The sequence below is a fragment of the Streptomyces sp. QH1-20 genome, assembly GCF_041283565.1.
Taxonomy (GTDB): Bacteria; Actinomycetota; Actinomycetes; order Streptomycetales; family Streptomycetaceae; genus Streptomyces; species Streptomyces syringius.
The window spans coordinates 4431777-4449337 of sequence record NZ_CP166299.1; the positions used below are offsets into that span (position 1 = coordinate 4431777).

17 protein-coding genes are annotated in these 17561 nt (G+C 70.5%); 14 read left to right on the top strand and 3 right to left on the bottom strand.

The genetic code is table 11. From position 1 onward, the window contains the following. Positions 1–37 precede the first annotated feature (37 nt). Positions 38–535 (bottom strand): inorganic diphosphatase, encoded by a 498-nt coding sequence (locus AB8O64_RS20125; RefSeq protein ID WP_130878794.1) that lies wholly within the window; start codon positions 533–535, stop codon positions 38–40. Between the two features lie 134 nt (positions 536–669). Between AB8O64_RS20125 and dacB the strand changes: the two genes are divergently transcribed. From dacB to folE, 6 genes are all read left to right on the top strand, one after another. Next, positions 670–2142 (top strand): D-alanyl-D-alanine carboxypeptidase/D-alanyl-D-alanine-endopeptidase, encoded by a 1473-nt coding sequence (gene dacB / locus AB8O64_RS20130; protein ID WP_370420444.1) that lies wholly within the window; start codon positions 670–672, stop codon positions 2140–2142. A gap of 134 nt (positions 2143–2276) precedes the next feature. After that, positions 2277–3413 (top strand): zinc-dependent metalloprotease, encoded by a 1137-nt coding sequence (locus tag AB8O64_RS20135; protein ID WP_370420446.1) that lies wholly within the window; start codon positions 2277–2279, stop codon positions 3411–3413. 187 nt (positions 3414–3600) lie between these two features. Continuing rightward, complete coding sequence (gene tilS / locus AB8O64_RS20140; RefSeq protein WP_130878308.1) at positions 3601–4617, top strand: tRNA lysidine(34) synthetase TilS; 1017 nt, start codon at positions 3601–3603, stop codon at positions 4615–4617. Between the two features lie 89 nt (positions 4618–4706). Next, positions 4707–5246, top strand: a complete 540-nt coding sequence (gene hpt / locus AB8O64_RS20145) for a hypoxanthine phosphoribosyltransferase (RefSeq protein WP_130878793.1) — start codon at positions 4707–4709, stop codon at positions 5244–5246. Positions 5247–5512: 266 nt separating this feature from the next. Next, positions 5513–7543 (top strand): ATP-dependent zinc metalloprotease FtsH, encoded by a 2031-nt coding sequence (gene ftsH / locus AB8O64_RS20150; RefSeq protein ID WP_356451552.1) that lies wholly within the window; start codon positions 5513–5515, stop codon positions 7541–7543. A 132-nt stretch (positions 7544–7675) separates the two neighbouring features. Beyond that, complete coding sequence (gene folE, locus AB8O64_RS20155) at positions 7676–8281, top strand: GTP cyclohydrolase I FolE (RefSeq protein ID WP_130878307.1); 606 nt, start codon at positions 7676–7678, stop codon at positions 8279–8281. A 14-nt stretch (positions 8282–8295) separates the two neighbouring features. Here folE and AB8O64_RS20160 read toward each other — a convergent pair whose 3' ends face one another. Next, on the bottom strand, positions 8296–9405 hold the full coding sequence (locus AB8O64_RS20160) for an alpha/beta hydrolase (protein WP_370420447.1): 1110 nt from the start codon (positions 9403–9405) through the stop codon (positions 8296–8298). A gap of 171 nt (positions 9406–9576) precedes the next feature. On the opposite strand from AB8O64_RS20160, the gene AB8O64_RS20165 reads away from it, so the two are divergent. The 6 genes from AB8O64_RS20165 (at position 9577) to AB8O64_RS20190 (ending at position 14733) form a co-directional block, all read left to right on the top strand. Beyond that, on the top strand, positions 9577–11430 hold the full coding sequence (locus AB8O64_RS20165; protein ID WP_365211231.1) for a phosphatidylglycerol lysyltransferase domain-containing protein: 1854 nt from the start codon (positions 9577–9579) through the stop codon (positions 11428–11430). Between the two features lie 96 nt (positions 11431–11526). Next, positions 11527–12417, top strand: coding sequence for a dihydropteroate synthase (folP, locus tag AB8O64_RS20170; RefSeq protein WP_356451518.1), 891 nt, complete (start codon positions 11527–11529; stop codon positions 12415–12417). Further along, a complete protein-coding gene (locus tag AB8O64_RS20175; protein ID WP_370420449.1) occupies positions 12414–12893 on the top strand; it encodes a nuclear transport factor 2 family protein in 480 nt (159 codons plus the stop codon). The genes folP and AB8O64_RS20175 overlap by 4 nt, the downstream gene beginning before the upstream one ends. Before the next feature lie 342 nt (positions 12894–13235). Then, positions 13236–13595, top strand: a complete 360-nt coding sequence (folB, locus tag AB8O64_RS20180) for a dihydroneopterin aldolase (RefSeq protein ID WP_130878302.1) — start codon at positions 13236–13238, stop codon at positions 13593–13595. Next, the gene (gene folK / locus AB8O64_RS20185) at positions 13592–14185 is read left to right on the top strand and encodes a 2-amino-4-hydroxy-6-hydroxymethyldihydropteridine diphosphokinase (RefSeq protein ID WP_370420450.1); all 594 of its coding nucleotides are present in this window, start codon (positions 13592–13594) and stop codon (positions 14183–14185) included. The genes folB and folK overlap by 4 nt, the downstream gene beginning before the upstream one ends. A 53-nt stretch (positions 14186–14238) precedes the next feature. Continuing rightward, complete coding sequence (locus AB8O64_RS20190; protein WP_370420451.1) at positions 14239–14733, top strand: DUF3180 domain-containing protein; 495 nt, start codon at positions 14239–14241, stop codon at positions 14731–14733. Between the two features lie 93 nt (positions 14734–14826). On the opposite strand, the gene AB8O64_RS20195 is transcribed toward AB8O64_RS20190, so the two are convergent. Continuing rightward, positions 14827–15996: an ABC transporter ATP-binding protein gene (locus tag AB8O64_RS20195; RefSeq protein ID WP_370420453.1), complete on the bottom strand. Its 1170-nt coding sequence runs from the start codon at positions 15994–15996 to the stop codon at positions 14827–14829. 129 nt (positions 15997–16125) lie between these two features. Between AB8O64_RS20195 and AB8O64_RS20200 the strand changes: the two genes are divergently transcribed. Both AB8O64_RS20200 and AB8O64_RS20205 read left to right on the top strand, forming a co-directional pair. Then, entirely contained in the window at positions 16126–16815 is a 690-nt protein-coding gene (locus AB8O64_RS20200; protein ID WP_209516008.1) for an ABC transporter permease, read from the top strand. Beyond that, the gene (locus AB8O64_RS20205; RefSeq protein ID WP_370420454.1) at positions 16815–17561 is read left to right on the top strand and encodes an ABC transporter permease; all 747 of its coding nucleotides are present in this window, start codon (positions 16815–16817) and stop codon (positions 17559–17561) included. The genes AB8O64_RS20200 and AB8O64_RS20205 overlap by 1 nt, the downstream gene beginning before the upstream one ends.

Genomic DNA, 17561 nt, shown 5'->3' on the forward strand with positions numbered 1-17561 from the left:
GGCTGCGATCAGCCCGTCCGGCGCCAGGTCAGCACACTCAGTGGTGCGAGCCACCCGCGGCCTCGAGGCGCTTGTACGAGGCCTCGATCTCGGCCTCGGCCTCGGCGCGGCCGACCCAGTCGGCGCCCTCGACGGACTTGCCGGGCTCGAGGTCCTTGTAGACCTCGAAGAAGTGCTGGATCTCCAGGCGGTCGAACTCCGACACGTGGTGGATGTCGCGCAGGTGCTCCACGCGCGGGTCCGACGCGGGGACGCAGAGCAGCTTGTCGTCGCCGCCGGCCTCGTCCGTCATGCGGAACATGCCGATGGCGCGGCACTTGATGAGGCAGCCCGGGAAGGTGGGCTCGTCCAGGATGACGAGGGCGTCCAGCGGGTCGCCGTCCTCACCGAGGGTGTTCTCGACGAAGCCGTAGTCGGCCGGGTAGCTGGTCGAGGTGAAGAGTCGGCGGTCCAGACGGATGCGACCGGTCTCGTGGTCCACCTCGTACTTGTTCCGCGAACCCTTCGGGATCTCGATGGTGACGTCGAACTCCACGGGTGGCTCCTTCATGATCAACACATGCGTCTGGGTGCTTCGCGCTACCGGGTGCGGGTGCCGTGCTCTCGGTGAAGCGCAGTGATTAAGTGTCCCTCACGCAGGTGTGTGGTGGCGAAAGGGGCTGGTCCGTCGTGCCTGAGGCCAGAACGTGGCAGTTCAGGTGGTGGCGGAACGCCCCACGGGAGCAGCGCCGGACCGTGCGGTTCGTCGCGGCCTCCGCCGTGACGGGCCTCGTGGTCGCGACCGGCGCGGTGGCGGCCGCCGGCCCTTGGGACTCGGGTCAGCGTAAGGCCGAGCGGGCCCGTGCCGCCGCGGTACCGACGACGGGTGGCGAGCGTCACGCCGGGCCCCGCCATCCCCTCGCGGCCCCGGTCCTCGCCCCCCTCGACGGGCAGCCCGGCGCCAGGGGCGGAAAGTCCGGCCGCGCCGCCGCCCCGGCCCCCACCCGGGAGGGGCTGACCGACACGCTGAAGCCGCTGCTGGAGGACGAGGGGCTGGGCCCCGACCGCTCGGCCTCCGTCGTCGACGTCGCCACCGGCGAGCAGCTCTACGGTGCCGACCAGGACACCGCCTACACCCCCGCCTCCACGGTCAAGCTGGCCACGGCGGCCGCCGCGCTCTCCGCGCTCGGACCCGACCACCGCATCGACACGACCGTGGTGACGGGCAAGGACGGCATCGTGCTCGTCGGCGGTGGCGACCCGACCCTCACGGCCCGGCAGGGCACGGCCGACGCCAGCCTGCGGACGCTGGCGGACGCCACGGCCCGCGCCCTCAAGGCACGCGGCACCGCCCGCACCAAGCTCACGTACGACACCTCCCGCTACTCCGGGCCCACGCAGCACGTCATCGGCCCGAACGAGAACATCGCCCCCATGAGCGCGCTCATGGTCGACGAGGGCCGCCAGGACGACTCCGACCGCGGCCCCGCCGAGCGCAGCGCGGATCCGGCAGCCGACGCGGCGGGCGAGTTCGCCTCCCTGCTGCGCGAGCGAGGCGTCGAGATCGACGGCGACCCGTCCGGCGGCTCGGCACCGGCGAAGGCGGAACGTATCGCCGTGGTCTCCTCACCGCCGCTGTCCGCCCTGGTCGAGCGGTCCCTCACCAACAGCGACAACGACATCGCCGAGGCCCTCGCCCGCCAGACCGCGCTCGCCTCCGGCCAACCGGCGAGTTTCGAGGGCGCCGCGAAGGCCGTCACCGACCGCCTGACCAAGCTGGGCCTCCCCATGTCCGGCGCCCGCATCGCCGACGGCAGCGGCCTCGACCGCGCCGACCAGGTCTCGGCGGCCCTCCTCTCCCGGCTCCTCGCCCGCGCGGCGGACCCCGGCCATCCCGAGCTGCGCCCGGTCCTGACGGGCTTGCCGGTGGCGGGCTTCAGCGGGACGCTGCGCTCGCGTTACGCGGACGAGGCCGGGCGCGGCACGGTGCGTGCGAAGACAGGCACGCTGACGGGGGTGAACTCCCTGGCGGGAACGGCCGTGGACGCGGATGGCCGGTTGCTGGCCTTCGCGTTCCTGACCTCCGGCACGGGTGACCCTGACGGGGCGCAGAGGGCCCTGGACCGCCTTGCGACTGCCGTCGCGGGGTGCGGTTGTCGTTGACGTTGCGTGTCCGCTGCGCGGGGGCTTGACCGTTGCCGGGTGCGGCCGCGTTTCCCGCTGCGCGGAAAAGCAGGCCGGGACTGGGACCCGTATCTCCCAACCGCCAGCCGTGCGCAGCACGTACGGTGAAAGACATGACAAGCCTCGGTGGTGCGGAGATGGTCGACTGGAAGCTCGCGGTGGCGACCGCGACCCGGCTCGTGCGGCCGGGGCCGGACGTGAGCCGGGACGAGGCGCGGGCGATCGTCGCGGAGCTGCGGCGGCACGCGAAGGCGTCGGAGGGGCACGTTCGCGCGTTCACGCGAATGGCACCACCGGTCAAGGAGGGTGACGCCTTCGCGGGTGACACCCCCGTGCTCGTCGTGGACCGGGCCGGGTGGATCAAGGCGAACGTCGAGGGGTTCCGGGCGATCCTCGGGCCGCTGCTGGAGAAGATGCAGGACCGCCGCAGCGGCACGAGCACGGCCGTGCTCGGCGCCGTCGGCGGCAAGGTGACCGGTGTCGAGCTGGGGATGCTGCTGTCGTTCCTGGCGTCCCGGGTGCTAGGCCAGTACGAGACGTTCGCCCCGGGCACGGGTGATCTCCCCGGTGCCGGCGCCGGAGGCGGAAGGCTGCTGCTCGTCGCGCCGAACATCGTCCACGTCGAGCGCGAGCTCGAAGTGGACCCGCACGATTTCCGGCTGTGGGTGTGCCTGCACGAGGAGACGCACCGGACGCAGTTCACGGCCGTGCCCTGGCTGCGCGCCCATATCGAGGGCGAGATCCAGTCGTTCCTGGGGGAGACCGAGGTCGACCCGGCGACGCTGCTGGAGCGGCTGCGCGAGGCCGCCCAGTCGCTGGCGGGCGGGCGGCCGGAGGGCGAGGACACCGGGGCGCCCAGCATCGTGGATCTGGTCCAGACGCCCGCGCAGCGGGAGATCCTGGCCCGGCTGACGGCCGTGATGTCCTTGCTGGAGGGGCACGCCGACTACGTGATGGACGGCGTGGGGCCGCAGGTCGTGCCGTCGGTGACGGAGATCCGGGAGAAGTTCCAGCAGCGGCGGGCGCGCGGTGCCGGCCGGCTGGACGCGGCGCTTCGCAAGCTGCTCGGACTGGATGCGAAACTCCGGCAGTACCGCGACGGTGAGCGCTTCGTGCGGGCCGTGGTCGACGAGGTCGGTATGGACGGTTTCAACCGGGTATGGACTTCACCCAACACGCTCCCGACCAAGGCGGAGATCGCCAAACCCGCGGACTGGGTCACGCGAGTGCACCGTAAATCCGAGAAGTAATTCGAACACGCCCCCTGTGGGATGAACGCCCCCGTAATCACCCGTCCGAGGGACCGTGAGCCAAGGGTGGGCGTGCGATGCTCGGGTAAAGGCTCGCTTCTGTCACCATCGACGCACACAGCGTGACTGATGCTCGAAGCTCGTACAGCTCCGAACCCCCTCCATTGGAACGATTGGACACAGGGACATGGGTCCACATCCCGCGGTCGCCGCGATACGCCTGGCGGTCCGCCGCGTACTCCACGACGTCCTCACCCTCGCTCCGCCCGCCGCCGTGCCCTCCGGGGACCGCCGGCCGCTCGTCCTCGTCGCCTGCTCCGGCGGCGCCGACTCCATGGCGCTCGCCTCCGCCCTCGCCTTCGAGGCCCCGAGGCTCGGGGTCCGGGCCGGCGGGGTCACCGTCGACCACGGCCTCCAGCACGGCTCGGACCTCCGCGCCGCGGAGGTCGTCAGCCGTCTCGCCGCCTTCGGTCTCGACCCCGTCGAGGCCGTGACGGTCACCGTGGGCAGGGAGGGCGGCCCCGAGGCCGCCGCCCGTGACGCCCGCTACGCCGCCCTGGACGCCGTCGCGGAGCGCCACGGCGCCGCCGCGGTCCTCCTCGGCCACACCCGCGACGACCAGGCGGAGACCGTGCTGCTCGGGCTCGCCCGCGGCTCGGGCATCCGCTCGCTGTCCGGCATGGCCGTCGCCTCCGGCGCCGGCGGCCGCTACCGCAGGCCCTTCCTCGGTCTGGACCGGCAGACCGCCCGCAAGGCCTGCATGGTCCAGTCGCTCCCCGTCTGGGACGACCCGCACAACGAGGACCCGGCGTACACCCGCTCCCGGGTCCGTCACGAGGCGCTGCCCGTCCTGGAGAAGGCGCTCGGCAAGGGCGTCGTCGAGGCCCTCGCCCGTACCGCCCGGCTCTCCCGGGACGACGCGGACGCCCTCGACGCCTGGGCCGCCGACGTGGAGCCCTCCGTACGCGACGAGACGGGCGCCCTGGAGGCCGCGAAGCTCTACCGGCTGCCCCCCGCGGTCCGCCGCCGTGTGCTGCGCCGCGCGGCCATTTCGGCGGGCTCCCCGGCCGGTTCGCTCTTCGCCCGGCACATCGAGGAAGTCGACCGTCTGATCACCGGTTGGCGCGGCCAGGGGGCCATCAACCTGCCCGGGCGCGTCGCGGTTCGCAGGCAGGGTGGCAGACTGGTGCTCCGGCAGGGCTGATTCGAACGAGCAGCGAACGAGCCTCGGCTCGCCTCGGATGAGCCGGATGAGCCTAAACAAGCGGAGTGGCGCGGGTGGACGACAAGGACATGGGCACCGACCTCAAGTCGGTGCTCATCACCAAGGAAGAGATCGACGCGAAGCTGGCCGAGCTGGCGGCGGAGATCGACGCGGAGTACGCGGGCAAGGACCTGCTGATCGTCGGTGTCCTCAAGGGCGCCGTGATGGTCATGGCGGACCTGGCGCGTGCGCTGTCGACGCCCGTGACCATGGACTGGATGGCCGTGTCCTCGTACGGCGCGGGCACGCAGTCCTCCGGCGTGGTCCGGATCCTCAAGGACCTCGACACCGACATCAAGGGCAAGCACGTCCTGATCGTCGAGGACATCATCGACTCCGGCCTGACGCTGTCGTGGCTGCTGTCGAACCTGGGCTCGCGCGAGCCGGCGTCCCTCAAGGTCGTCACCCTGCTGCGCAAGCCGGAGGCGGCCAAGGTCGCCATCGACGTCAAGTGGGTCGGCTTCGACATTCCCAACGAGTTCGTCGTCGGTTACGGCCTCGACTTCGCGGAGAAGTACCGCAACCTGCCCTTCGTGGGCACGCTCGCGCCGCACGTCTACGGCGGCTGAGCCATCCGGCCCCGGGCCGGGCCCCTCTCCGGCGGGCGGGAACCGACCGACGGTTCCCGCCGTTGGAGCATGCGAAGACGGTTTGGTTGACCGTCTCCGGCAGCGTCGGGTGACAATGCTGGGGTACCGTCCGAAGGTCAGTCTTTTCAAGCATTCTTTTTCAAGCACTGCAAGGTCGAGCAGAACACCGTACGCACAGGCACCCCGATCAGGGGCGGCCGTGCCTCACTGTGGCAGGAGGGACGGGGCGCTTGCGCCCCGTATGGATGGACGTGAAGCGCTACTTCCGTGGGCCGGTCATGTGGATCGTGCTGGCCGTCCTCGCCGTGGTCGTGTTGATGCAGGTCGTCGGCTCGTCCGGCGGCTACAAGTCGGTGGACACCAGTCAGGTCGTCAACGCGATCGACAAGAACCTGGTGAAATCGGCCGAGCTGACGACCGGTGACGAGAACAAGGTCAAGGTCGAACTCAAGGACGGCCAGAAGGTCAAGGGCAGTTCCAAGATCCAGGCGAACTACATCGGCGACCAGGGCGTCGAGATCTCCAAGGATCTTCAGGCCAAGGCCGATGACGACAACAAGGACACGCTGCCCGACGGGTACAACATCGCCACGTCGAAGCAGAACCCCTTCATCGGGGTGCTGCTCTCGCTGCTGCCGTTCGTCCTCATCGTCGTGGTCTTCCTGTTCCTGATGAACCAGATGCAGGGCGGCGGCTCCCGGGTCATGAACTTCGGGAAGTCCAAGGCCAAGCTCATCACCAAGGACACCCCGAAGACGACCTTCGCCGATGTGGCCGGGTCCGACGAGGCGGTCGAGGAACTCCACGAGATCAAGGAGTTCCTCCAGGAGCCGGCGAAGTTCCAGGCCGTCGGCGCCAAGATCCCGAAGGGTGTGCTGCTCTACGGCCCGCCCGGTACGGGCAAGACGCTGCTCGCGCGCGCCGTCGCCGGCGAGGCGGGCGTGCCGTTCTACTCGATCTCCGGTTCCGACTTCGTCGAGATGTTCGTCGGTGTGGGTGCCTCCCGGGTCCGTGACCTGTTCGAGCAGGCCAAGGCCAACGCCCCGGCCATCGTCTTCGTCGACGAGATCGACGCCGTCGGCCGGCACCGCGGCGCGGGCCTCGGCGGCGGTCACGACGAGCGCGAGCAGACCCTCAACCAGCTCCTGGTCGAGATGGACGGCTTCGACGTGAAGGGCGGCGTCATCCTGATCGCCGCCACGAACCGCCCCGACATCCTCGACCCCGCGCTGCTGCGCCCCGGCCGATTCGACCGGCAGATCGCCGTCGACCGTCCGGACATGCAGGGCCGTCTGGAGATCCTCAAGGTCCACCAGAAGGGCAAGCCGGTCGCCCCGGACGTCGACCTGGGCGCGGTCGCCCGTCGTACGCCCGGCTTCACCGGTGCCGACCTGTCGAACGTGCTGAACGAGGCGGCGCTGCTCACGGCCCGCAGCGACAAGAAGCTGATCGACAACCACTCGCTGGACGAGGCGATCGACCGTGTCGTGGCCGGACCGCAGAAGCGGACCCGGATCATGAGCGACAAGGAAAAGAAGATCACCGCGTACCACGAGGGCGGTCACGCCCTGGTCGCGGCGGCGTCCCCGAACTCCGACCCGGTGCACAAGATCACGATCCTGTCCCGCGGCCGCGCGCTCGGCTACACCATGGTCCTCCCCGACGAGGACAAGTACTCCACCACGCGCAACGAGATGCTCGACCAGCTGGCGTACATGCTGGGCGGCCGCGCGGCCGAGGAGCTGGTCTTCCACGACCCGACCACCGGTGCGGCCAACGACATCGAGAAGGCCACCGCCACGGCCCGCGCGATGGTCACGCAGTACGGCATGACCGAGCGGCTCGGCGCGATCAAGTTCGGCTCGGACAACAGCGAGCCGTTCCTGGGCCGTGAGATGGCGCACCAGCGCGACTACTCCGAAGAGGTCGCCGCGCTGGTCGACGAAGAGGTCAAGAAGCTCATCGAGACCGCGCACAACGAGGCGTGGGAGATCCTCGTCGAGAACCGCGACGTTCTCGACAACCTGGTTCTGGCCCTCCTGGAGAAGGAGACGCTGAACAAGGAGGAGATCGCCGAGGTCTTCAAGCACATCGTGAAGCGCCCGGCCCGCCCGGCGTGGACCGGTTCCTCGCGTCGTACGCCGTCGACCCGCCCGCCGGTGCTCTCCCCCAAGGAGCTGGCACCGAGCAACGGCGCCCAGCCGGTGGAGTCGGTCGACCTCCCCGAGGACGCCCCGCGCTCCTACGGCGGCGGGAACGCCACCCCGGAGAGCTGACCAGCAGGATGTGACCGGTGCCCCACGGGCCCGGAATGGATGCCGCACCGCCCAGGTTATTAGCCTGGGGGTGCGGCATCTCGCATGTCCGGGCCGCGCAGTGCGAACGTACGAGAGAACGAGGCAACTCCCATGACCGACCCGGTGACGCTGGACATCGAGGGCCCCGTCGGAGAATTCGACGAGAAGCGGGCCGAGAATGCCGTCCGTGAGCTGCTCATCGCGGTCGGGGAGGACCCGGACCGGGAGGGCCTGCGCGAGACGCCGGCGCGCGTCGCGCGGGCGTACAAGGAGATCTTCGCGGGCCTGTGGCAGGAGCCGGAGGACGTCCTGACGACGACGTTCGACATCGGCCACGACGAGATGGTGCTGGTGCGGGACATCGAGGTCTACAGCACCTGTGAGCACCACCTGGTGCCGTTCCACGGCGTGGCGCACGTCGGCTACATCCCGGCGACGAGCGGGAAGATAACGGGCCTGTCGAAGCTGGCCCGCCTGGTGGACGTCTACGCCCGCCGCCCGCAGGTGCAGGAGCGGCTCACGACGCAGATCGCCGACTCGCTGATGGAGATCCTCGAGCCGCGCGGTGTGGTCGTGGTCATCGAGTGCGAGCACATGTGCATGTCAATGCGGGGCATCCGGAAGCCCGGTGCCAAAACACTGACGTCGGCGGTGCGGGGCCAGCTGCGTGACCCCGCGACCCGCGCGGAGGCGATGAGCCTGATCATGGCCCGCTAGGCGGGCCGGGGGCGCTACGCGCTGAGGCGGCTGCCCATCCACTGGAGGGTGGGGTTCAGCTCACGGCGCCACGTGTTGAAGTTGTGGCCGCCGCTGTCGAGGATGATCGAGGAGACCCGGGCGTCGTCCTTGGCCAGCTCGATGAACTTCAGGGTGTCCTTGTAGTTGTGCTCGCCCTGCTCGCTGCTGGTCACCAGGACCGAGATCGGCGGGGTCTTCGTGTTCTTCAGCCGCCACATCACGTTGTTCTCGTTCTCCAGCTTCTTGCTGCCGCCGAAGAGGGAACCGGTGGTGGGGTCCTGCAGGGCCTTGTAGTAGCCGGAGAGCGAGGCGGCGGCGCTGTAGGCCTCGGGGTGGCGCATGGCTATCTTCAGCGCACAGTAGCCGCCGGTCGAGTTGCCGATGATGCCCCAGTTCGCGGCCTTGTCGCCGACGCGGTACCGCTGGGAGACCGCCTTGCGGAGATCCTTCGTGAAGAAGGTCTCGGCCTGGGGGCCGTTGGGTATGTCGATGCATTCGGTGTCGCGCTGCCCGATCACGGACGGCCGCAGCATGACCAGGATGGTGGGCTGCATCTTCTTCGCCTTGGCGAGCTTGTGCGCCCGCACCGGGTAGTCCAGGCCCTTGATGAGGGCCTCGGAGGTGCCCGGGTAGCCGGTCAGGACGACCGAGGCCGGAAAGTTCTTCTTCGCGTACTCCGGCTGGAAGTACTCCGGCGGCAGGTAGACGTAGGCCGGGCCGTTGATCTTCGACTCGACGCCCGCGATGTTGATCTTCTCGATCTTGCCGCCGACCCGCGGCACGTCGCCGCGCGGCACCTTCACCGCCTGCGTGCCGATGACCTGCACCCGCTTGCCGGTGGCGCTGTGGTCGACGACGACACCCTCCGACTTGACCTGACCGAAGAGGTCGGCCCAGGAGCCGTAGAAGCCGAAGGACTGGTTCGCCCACAGGCCTATCGCCGCGAACAGCGTCAGCTGCGTGGCGAGCATCATGCCGACGCGGCCGAGGATCGATCCGATGCTCTTCTTGCCCAGACGGGGCCAGAGCCAAATGGTCAACGCGAAGAGCACTACCGCGGCCGAGATGGCCAGCAGCAGTACCGCCATGCTGGTGAGACCCATGAGGTGCTTTCTGCCAGAGCGACCGGAAGCCCGAGTCGCGGAATGGTTACTTCTTTCCGGGCTTGGCCCCCGGCGGAACCTCAACCCCGAAACCGTCGTCCTACAGGGCGCATAAAGTCCGGGCGCTGCCGCCAGACGGCGCAGGTCCACTCGACAGGACGACGGGAAGAGATGTCTGTCAGGGTAGATGGCAAAAAGTCCGATGGGGTTCCCGAGGGGGCCAAGCGACTGTCGGGGCTCGCGCGCATCCTCAGAGGGCCCAAGCCCGAGAATGTCCCCGTCGTCGTGGGTACGGTCGGCGCCCTCATCGGCCTGGCGGACATCGCGGCCGGGGTCATCCCCCGGTTCCGCATCAGCAAGGTGCACGCCCTCGCCGAGGTGCTGCCCGGCACGGTGACGCAGTTGGCGGCGGCGGGTTCCATCGTCGTCGGCATCCTGCTGCTGATGCTGGCCCACGGCCTCAAGCGGGCCAAGCAGCGGGCCTGGCTGGCCGCCGTCGTGGTGCTGCCGATCGGTGCCGCCGCGCAGCTGATCTACCGCCACTCGCCGACCGGCACGATCCTCTCGCTGCTGCTCTTCGCGTACCTGCTGCGCCACCGGAGCTCCTTCAACGCGCTGCCGGACCCGCGCAGCCGCTGGAAGGCCGTGGCGAACTTCGTGCTCATGGGCGGGGCCAGCTTCGGCCTCGGCTGGGTGATCGTCGGTTCGCACCCGGACCAGATGGTCGGCGACCCGCCGGTGCTGGAGCAGATCGAGCACGTCATCTGGGGCCTCTTCGGCTTTGAAGGATCGATCCGCTACACCGGCGGCGTCGACTACACCGTCGGCTACTCCCTCGGTGCCCTCGGTCTGCTGACCGTGGCCACCACGGCGTACCTGGCGTTCCGCCCGGCGTACCCGGCGCCCGTCCTCACCGAGGAGGACGAGGACCGGCTGCGCGAGCTGCTCGCCAAGCACGGCGAGCGCGACTCGCTCGGCCACTTCGCGCTCCGCCGCGACAAGAGCGTCGTCTTCTCGCCGTCGGGCAAGGCCGCCGTCTCCTACCGCGTCGTCTCCGGCGTGATGCTCGCCAGTGGTGACCCCATCGGTGACGTCGAGGCCTGGCCGGGCGCGATAGAGCAGTTCATGGAGCTGGCCAAGCGCCACTCCTGGACCCCCGCGGTCGCCGGCTGCAGTGAGACCGGTGGTGAGGTGTGGACCCGTGAGACCGGTCTGGACGCCCTGGAGATGGGCGACGAGGCCATCGTCGACGTGGCGGACTTCAGCCTCTCCGGACGCTCCATGCGCAACGTCCGCCAGATGGTCAAGCGCATCGAGCGCAACGGCTACAGCACCAAGGTGCGCCGGGTCGGGGACCTGAGCCCCGAGGAGCTCGAGGTCGTCCAGAAGGCCGCCAACGCCTGGCGCGACACCGAGGACGAGCGCGGCTTCTCCATGGCGCTGGGCCGGATCGGTGACCCGAAGGACCTGGACGCCGTCATCGCCACCGCCCACAAGGACCCGGAGGAGGGCGAGGACGTCTCCTTCGGTGACCTCAAGGCCATGCAGCACTACGTGCCGTGGGGCCCGGAGGGCAGCTCGCTGGAGCTCATGCGCCGCGACCGCAGCGCCGACCCCGGCATGAACGAGCTGCTGATCGTCGCCTTCCTGCAGGCGGCGCCCGAGCTCAAGATCAAGCGCATGTCGCTGAACTTCGCGTTCTTCCGCTCCGCCCTGGAGCGCGGCGGCAAGCTCGGCGCGGGCCCGGTGGTGCGCATCCAGCGCACGGTGCTGATCTTCCTCTCGCGCTGGTTCCAGATCGAGTCGCTGTACAAGTTCAACGAGAAGTTCCGGCCGCGCTGGGAGCCGCGCTTCATCGTCTTCCCGACCAGCCGCGACCTGCCGCGCATCGGCTTCGCGATGATGCAGGCGGAGGGCTTCCTGGAGCTGCCGCGGCTGCTGCGCCGCCGCCCGGCGCCGCCGAAGCCCTTCGAGCAGGACGAGGACAGCGCCCCCGTGCAGAACGAGGTCACCCGCGCGGCCTGACCGCGTGAGCACCGAATGAAAAGTGCGTGAAAACGCCCCCTGTCCGACCTTTCGGGCAGGGGGCGTTCTCTTTGCCGCACGCCCTAGGCTGGTGGCATGAGTACGTTGCGCGGTCGTTTCGGACCTGTCGGGCTGCCGGAGTGGGACCGCTGTGCGGTGATGGGCGTGGTCAACGTCACGCCCGATTCGTTCTCCGACGGCGGCCACTGGTTCGATACCGCCGCGGCGGTCAAGCGGGGTCTGGACCTGGTCACGGGCGGCGCCGACCTGGTCGACGTGGGCGGCGAGTCCACCCGGCCCGGGGCGTCGCGGGTGGACGAGGCGGAGGAGCTGCGCCGGGTGATCCCGGTGGTGCGCGGTCTGGCGGGCGAGGGCGTGGTGGTGTCCGTGGACACCATGCGGGCCTCGGTCGCGGAGGCGGCCGTCGCGGCCGGTGCGGTGCTGGTCAACGACGTGAGCGGCGGGCTCGCCGACCCGGAGATGGTGCCCGTGGTCGCCGCGGCCGAGGTGCCGTTCGTGGTGATGCACTGGCGCGGCTTCAGCGCCGACATGAACAGCCGCGCGGTCTACGGGGACGTGGTCGCCGAGGTGCTCGCCGAGCTGCGGGAGCGGGTGGAGGCCGTCGTCGACGGCGGCGTCGACCCCCGGCGGATCGTGGTGGACCCGGGGCTGGGCTTCGCGAAGAACGCCGAGCACGATCTGGCGCTGGTGGCCCGGCTGGCGCACCTGCGCCGGGAGCTGGACCTGCCGATGCTGGTGGCCGCCTCCCGGAAGCGGTTCCTCGGCCGGGTACTGGCCGGGGACGAGGGCAGCCCGCCGCCGGCCCGCGAGCGGGACGCGGCGACGGCCGCCGTCTCCGCCCTCGCGGCGCGCGAGGGCGCGTGGGCGGTACGGGTGCACGAAGTGGGCGCGAGCGCGGACGCCGTCCGTGTCGCGAGAGCCGTAGAGGGCGCAGCGGCCGCGGCCGGCGCCGAGGGGGCCTGGTGAGCACAGCGCGTACGGACAGCGAGCGGGTCGAGCTGGCGAACACCGCGCTGTACGAGGCGGTGGAGCGCGGCGACACGGTGGCCATGGAGCGACTGTGGGTGGACAGCCCCGATGTCGACGTCTCGTGCGTGCACCCGGGGTGGCCGGTGCTGCGGGGCCGGGGCGAGGTGCTCCGCTCGTACGCGCTGATCATGGCGAGCACCGACTACATCCAGTTCTTCCTCACCGATGTCGAGGTGGCGGTGGCCGGTGACACGGCGCTGGTGACCTGCACGGAGAACATCCTCAGCGGTGGCCCGGCGGAGACCGAGGGCGAGCTGGGGCCGCTGGTGGGCCAGTTGGTCGTGGCGACGAACGTCTTCCGGCGGGTGGGGGAGGACTGGAAGGTCTGGTCCCACCACGGTTCACCGGTGCTCGCGGGCCGGGAGGACGAGGAGGACGAGGACGAGGAGCCGGGCGGTCCGGAGCGGGCGTGATCCGGCCGCCGGTGCGTGCGAGGAGGGTGCCGCGCCAGTGGCATGCGTCACGTGCGGGGCGTGGGGTCCGTCACGGCGCCGCGTCAGTGTGAGGGGAATGTGATCACTCGTTCGAGCTGCTTGCGGGCGGGGTAGGGGTGGAGCGCGAGGGCATCGGGTAAGCGCGGCGGGAGTCGGCTAGCACCGCATGCGCTCCTTGTCCATAGCACCCGTGGGCGGGCACTGTCGGTGCGCGCAGGTAGATTCGAAGATGGGTAACCCGGCCGAAGGCAGGGGGACGGGCGATGTGCCGGCAGTGGCCGGCGCGCTCCCGCACACCGACAACCAGCAGGAGTGATTCGTGTGGATCGTGTCGCGCTGCGCGGCTTGAAGGCTCGCGGGCACCACGGGGTGTTCCCCCGTGAGCGCGAGGAGGGCCAGACCTTCATCGTGGACCTGGTGCTGAGCCTGGACACCCGGCCCGCCGCGGACGCGGACGACCTCGCGAAGACCGTGCACTACGGCGTGGTGGCCGAGGAGGTCGTCGGCGTGGTGCAAGGTGAGCCGGTCGACCTGATCGAGACGCTGGCCGAGCGCATCGCCCAGCAGTGCCTCAAGCACGAAGCGGTACGGGAGGTGGAGGTCGTCGTGCACAAGCCCGACGCCCCGATCACCGTGCCGTTCGACGACGTGACGATCACGATTACCCGGAGCCGAGTATGAGCAGCAGCGACCCGACCGTGCAGCCGGTGCCCGCCTCCGTGGTGGAGCAGGTGGACGCCGCCGATGTGACGTTGAGCAACCCCAAGCGGGCGGTGATCTCGCTCGGCAGCAACCTGGGCAACCGCCTGGAGACGCTGCAGGGCGCGATCGACGCGCTGGAGGACACCCCGGGCCTGCGGGTCAAGGCGGTCTCCCCGGTGTACGAGACCCAGCCCTGGGGCGTCGACGCGGACTCGCAGCCGACGTATTACAACGCGGTCGTGCTGGTGAAGACCACGCTTCCGCCGGCGTCGCTGCTGGAGCGCGGGCACGCCATCGAGGAGGCCTTCGAGCGGGTGCGGGACGAGCGCTGGGGCCCCCGCACCCTTGATGTCGACATCGTCAGCTATCAGGACGTTCTGTCGGACGACCCGCTGCTGACGCTGCCGCACCCGCGCGCCCATGAGCGCGCTTTTGTCCTGGTGCCGTGGTACGACGTTGACCCGGAGGCCGTGGTGCCCGGTCGCGGCCCGGTCGTCGAGCTGCTGTCCGGCGTCGGCACGGACGGCGTCAATCCGCGCGTCGACCTGGAACTTCGACTGCCCGAGTAGCCGTTGGGCCCATGTAGTTCCGGTGCGCCGAGGAATCATGGAGGAGCGACCCAGTGAAGCAACTGCGGGTCAGTGTGCTGGTCGGGCTGTTCGCGGTGGCCGGGATCCTGTCCTGGGCGGGCGCCCGGCTGTGGGACTCGGTCGGCACCCTGCCGAGCGTGCCGGTGGCGGCGCCCATCGTGCTGGCGGTCATCGCCGTCGTCCTGGCCGCGACCGCCTTCTCGCTGCGCTCCCGGCTGCGGGCCCAGCGTGAGCGGCGGCCCGGCGCCAAGGGCGTCGACCCGCTGCTGGCCGCCCGCGCGGTCGTCTTCGGCCAGGCGAGCGCGCTGGTCGCCTCGCTGGTCGCGGGGATGTACGGCGGGGTGGGCGTCTTCCTGCTCATCGACGGCCTGGAGGTCCCGGCCCGCCGGGACCAGGCGATCTACGCGGGCGCGTCCGTGCTCGCGGGCGCGTGCGTGGTGGCCGCGGCCTTCTTCCTGGAGCGGGTCTGCAAGCTTCCGGAGGACGACGACGAGAACAACGGCGGCACGGCGGCCAAGGCGGCGTAGCCGCGGGTTGTGTTTGTCCTCAAACGCCGGACGGGCTGCACACGCAGCCCGTCCGGCGTTTGAGGACACCGCCGCGAAGCGGTGGTGCGGGCGTCAAAGGCCGGGGATCGTCTCCAGCTCCACGTCACCCCGCGCGGCCCCCCGCGCATCCGCGTCGATCGAGCGTCGCAGCGCCTCGTGGAGACGCGCCGGGGTGAGGACGCCCAGGAAGTGGTCGGCTTCCTCGCCGTCGAGGACGGCGATCCACCCGGCGTCGTGCTGGAGCATCGTGCTGAACGCCTGCTTGAGCGAGGCACCCACGGGCAGCCAGGCGTCCATGCGCCGTGAGTGCTGCCGGACGGTGCCGTCGGCGGGGCCGGTCAGCGCGTCGGCGGAGACCCAGCCGTGCAGATGGTCCGCGTCGTCCAGGACGACGGCCCAGCGCGCGCCCTCCGCGGCCAGCCGGGCGGCGGCCGTGACGATCCGGTCGTCGAGGTGGACGACCGGGGGCTGTTCCAGGTCGCCGGGCTCGATGGAGGTCACCGACAGGCGCTTGAGGCCGCGGTCGGCCCCGACGAAGTCGGCGACGTAGGGCGTGGCGGGGGCGCCGAGGACCGCCGCCGGCGGGTCGAACTGCTCGATGCGGCCGTTGCCGTAGACCGCGATGCGGTCACCGAGCCGGACGGCCTCCTCGATGTCGTGCGTGACGAACAGGACGGTCTTGCGGACCTGGGACTGCAGCCGCAGGAACTCGTTCTGCAGGTGCTCGCGGACGACCGGGTCGACCGCGCCGAAGGGTTCGTCCATCAGGAGGACGGGCGGGTCGGCGGCCAGGGCGCGCGCCACGCCGACCCGCTGGCGCTGCCCGCCGGAGAGCTGATCGGGGTAGCGGTCGCCGTAGACGGACGGGTCGAGGCCGACGAGGTCCAGCAGCTCGGCCGCGCGGGCACGGGCCTTCTTGCGCTGCCAGCCCAGCAGGTGCGGGACGGTCGCGGTGTTGTCCAGCACGGTCTTGTGCGGGAAGAGGCCGACCTGCTGGATGACGTAGCCGATGCGGCGGCGCAGCTCCACGGGGTCGACCGTGGCGATGTCCTCGCCGTCGAGGTGGATATGGCCGCTGGTCGGCTCGATCAGCCGGTTGACCATCTTCATCGTGGTGGTCTTGCCGCAGCCGGAGGGCCCGACGAGCGTGACCAGCTCGCCCTCCGCCACCTCGAACGACAGGTCGTCCACGGCGGTCGTGCCATCGGCGTAGCGCTTGGTGACGTGCTCGAAGCGGATCATGCTTCCCCATTCTGGCCGTACTCCTGACGGACATTGTTGCCGTTGTGTGGCGGCCGCAGTCGAATGTCAGTGCGCGGGGTTAGGGTCGCCAGTAACCGAGTGTCAAGGGCCAGGGGGAGGTGAGGGCGGATGGCGGGGCAGAACTGTCTGATCACCAATGAGTGGATCTGCGGCGAATATGTGCGCACCCGTGGTCAGGAGTTGACCGACGCCACTCTCCAGCATGTCGGGATCACGCTCGCGTCGGTCGCCATCGGGCTGCTCGTCGCCTTTCCGCTGGCCCTGCTGGCCCGCAGATGGCGTGGCGTGGCGGGGCCGGTGCTCGGGCTGACCACGATTCTCTACACCGTCCCCTCGCTGGCGATGTTCTCGCTGCTGGTGCCGGTCTTCGGGCTGTCGGTGGCGGTCGTGGTGACGGGCCTGGTGCTCTATTCGCTGACGATCCTCGTGCGGAACATCCTGGCCGGGCTCGCCTCGGTGCCGGAGGAGGCCCGGGAGGCCGCCCGCGGCATGGGATACGGGCCGGTGCGGCTGCTGTTCGGGGTCGAGCTCCCCCTCGCGCTGCCCGCCCTGATGGCGGGTCTGCGGATCACCACGGTCTCCACGGTCTCGCTGACCACCGTCGGCGCGATCATCGGCTACGGCGGTCTGGGCAATCTCATCTACGAGGGCATGCACAGCTTCTTCAAGGCGCAGGTGCTCACCGCATCGGCGCTGTGCGTGGCCCTCGCGGTCCTCGCGGACCTCGCCCTGCTGCTCGTGCAGCGGCTGCTGACGCCCTGGGCGCGGGCCGGTAAGCGGAAGAAGGCGGCGGCCTGATGAGTGTCATCGCGAACACCTGGACGTGGCTGTCCACCGGCACGCACTGGTCCGGCGCGGACGGCGTCTGGCACCGCTTCGGCGAGCATCTGTTCCTGACCGTGGTGTGCCTGGCGATCTCCTGCGCCATCGCCCTGCCCGTCGCCGTGCTGCTGGGCCATGTGGGCAAGGGCGGCGCGCTCGCGGTGAACATCTCCAACGCGGGCCGCGCGGTTCCCACCTTCGCGGTGCTGGTGCTGCTGCTCCTCAGCCCGCTCGGTACGCACGGGTCATGGCCCACGATCATCGCGCTGGTGCTGTTCGCCATCCCGCCGCTGCTGACCAACGCGTACGTGGGCATGCGCGAGGTCGACCGGGACGTGGTCGAGGCGGCGCGCGGAATGGGCATGACGGGCCGCCAGCTGATCGGCCGGGTCGAGCTGCCGCTCGCCTTCCCGCTGATCCTCACCGGTGTCCGGACCGCGGCCGTACAGGTCGTGGCCACCACCACGCTGGCCGCGCTGCCCGGCGGCGGTGGTCTCGGCCGGATCATCACCGCCGGTTTCCGGCTCACCGACACCGCGCAGGTGGTGTCCGGGGCGCTGCTGGTGGCCGCGCTCGCCCTGCTGGTGGAGGGGGCGTTCGTGGCCGTGGAGCGGCTGCTGGACCCGCGCCGCCGCCGTACGCGCATAGCGGACCGGAAGACCGGCGGCCACGGCCCGGCGGCCCCCGCCGAGGGGCCGGCCCCGGTGGGGAATCCCGCCTGA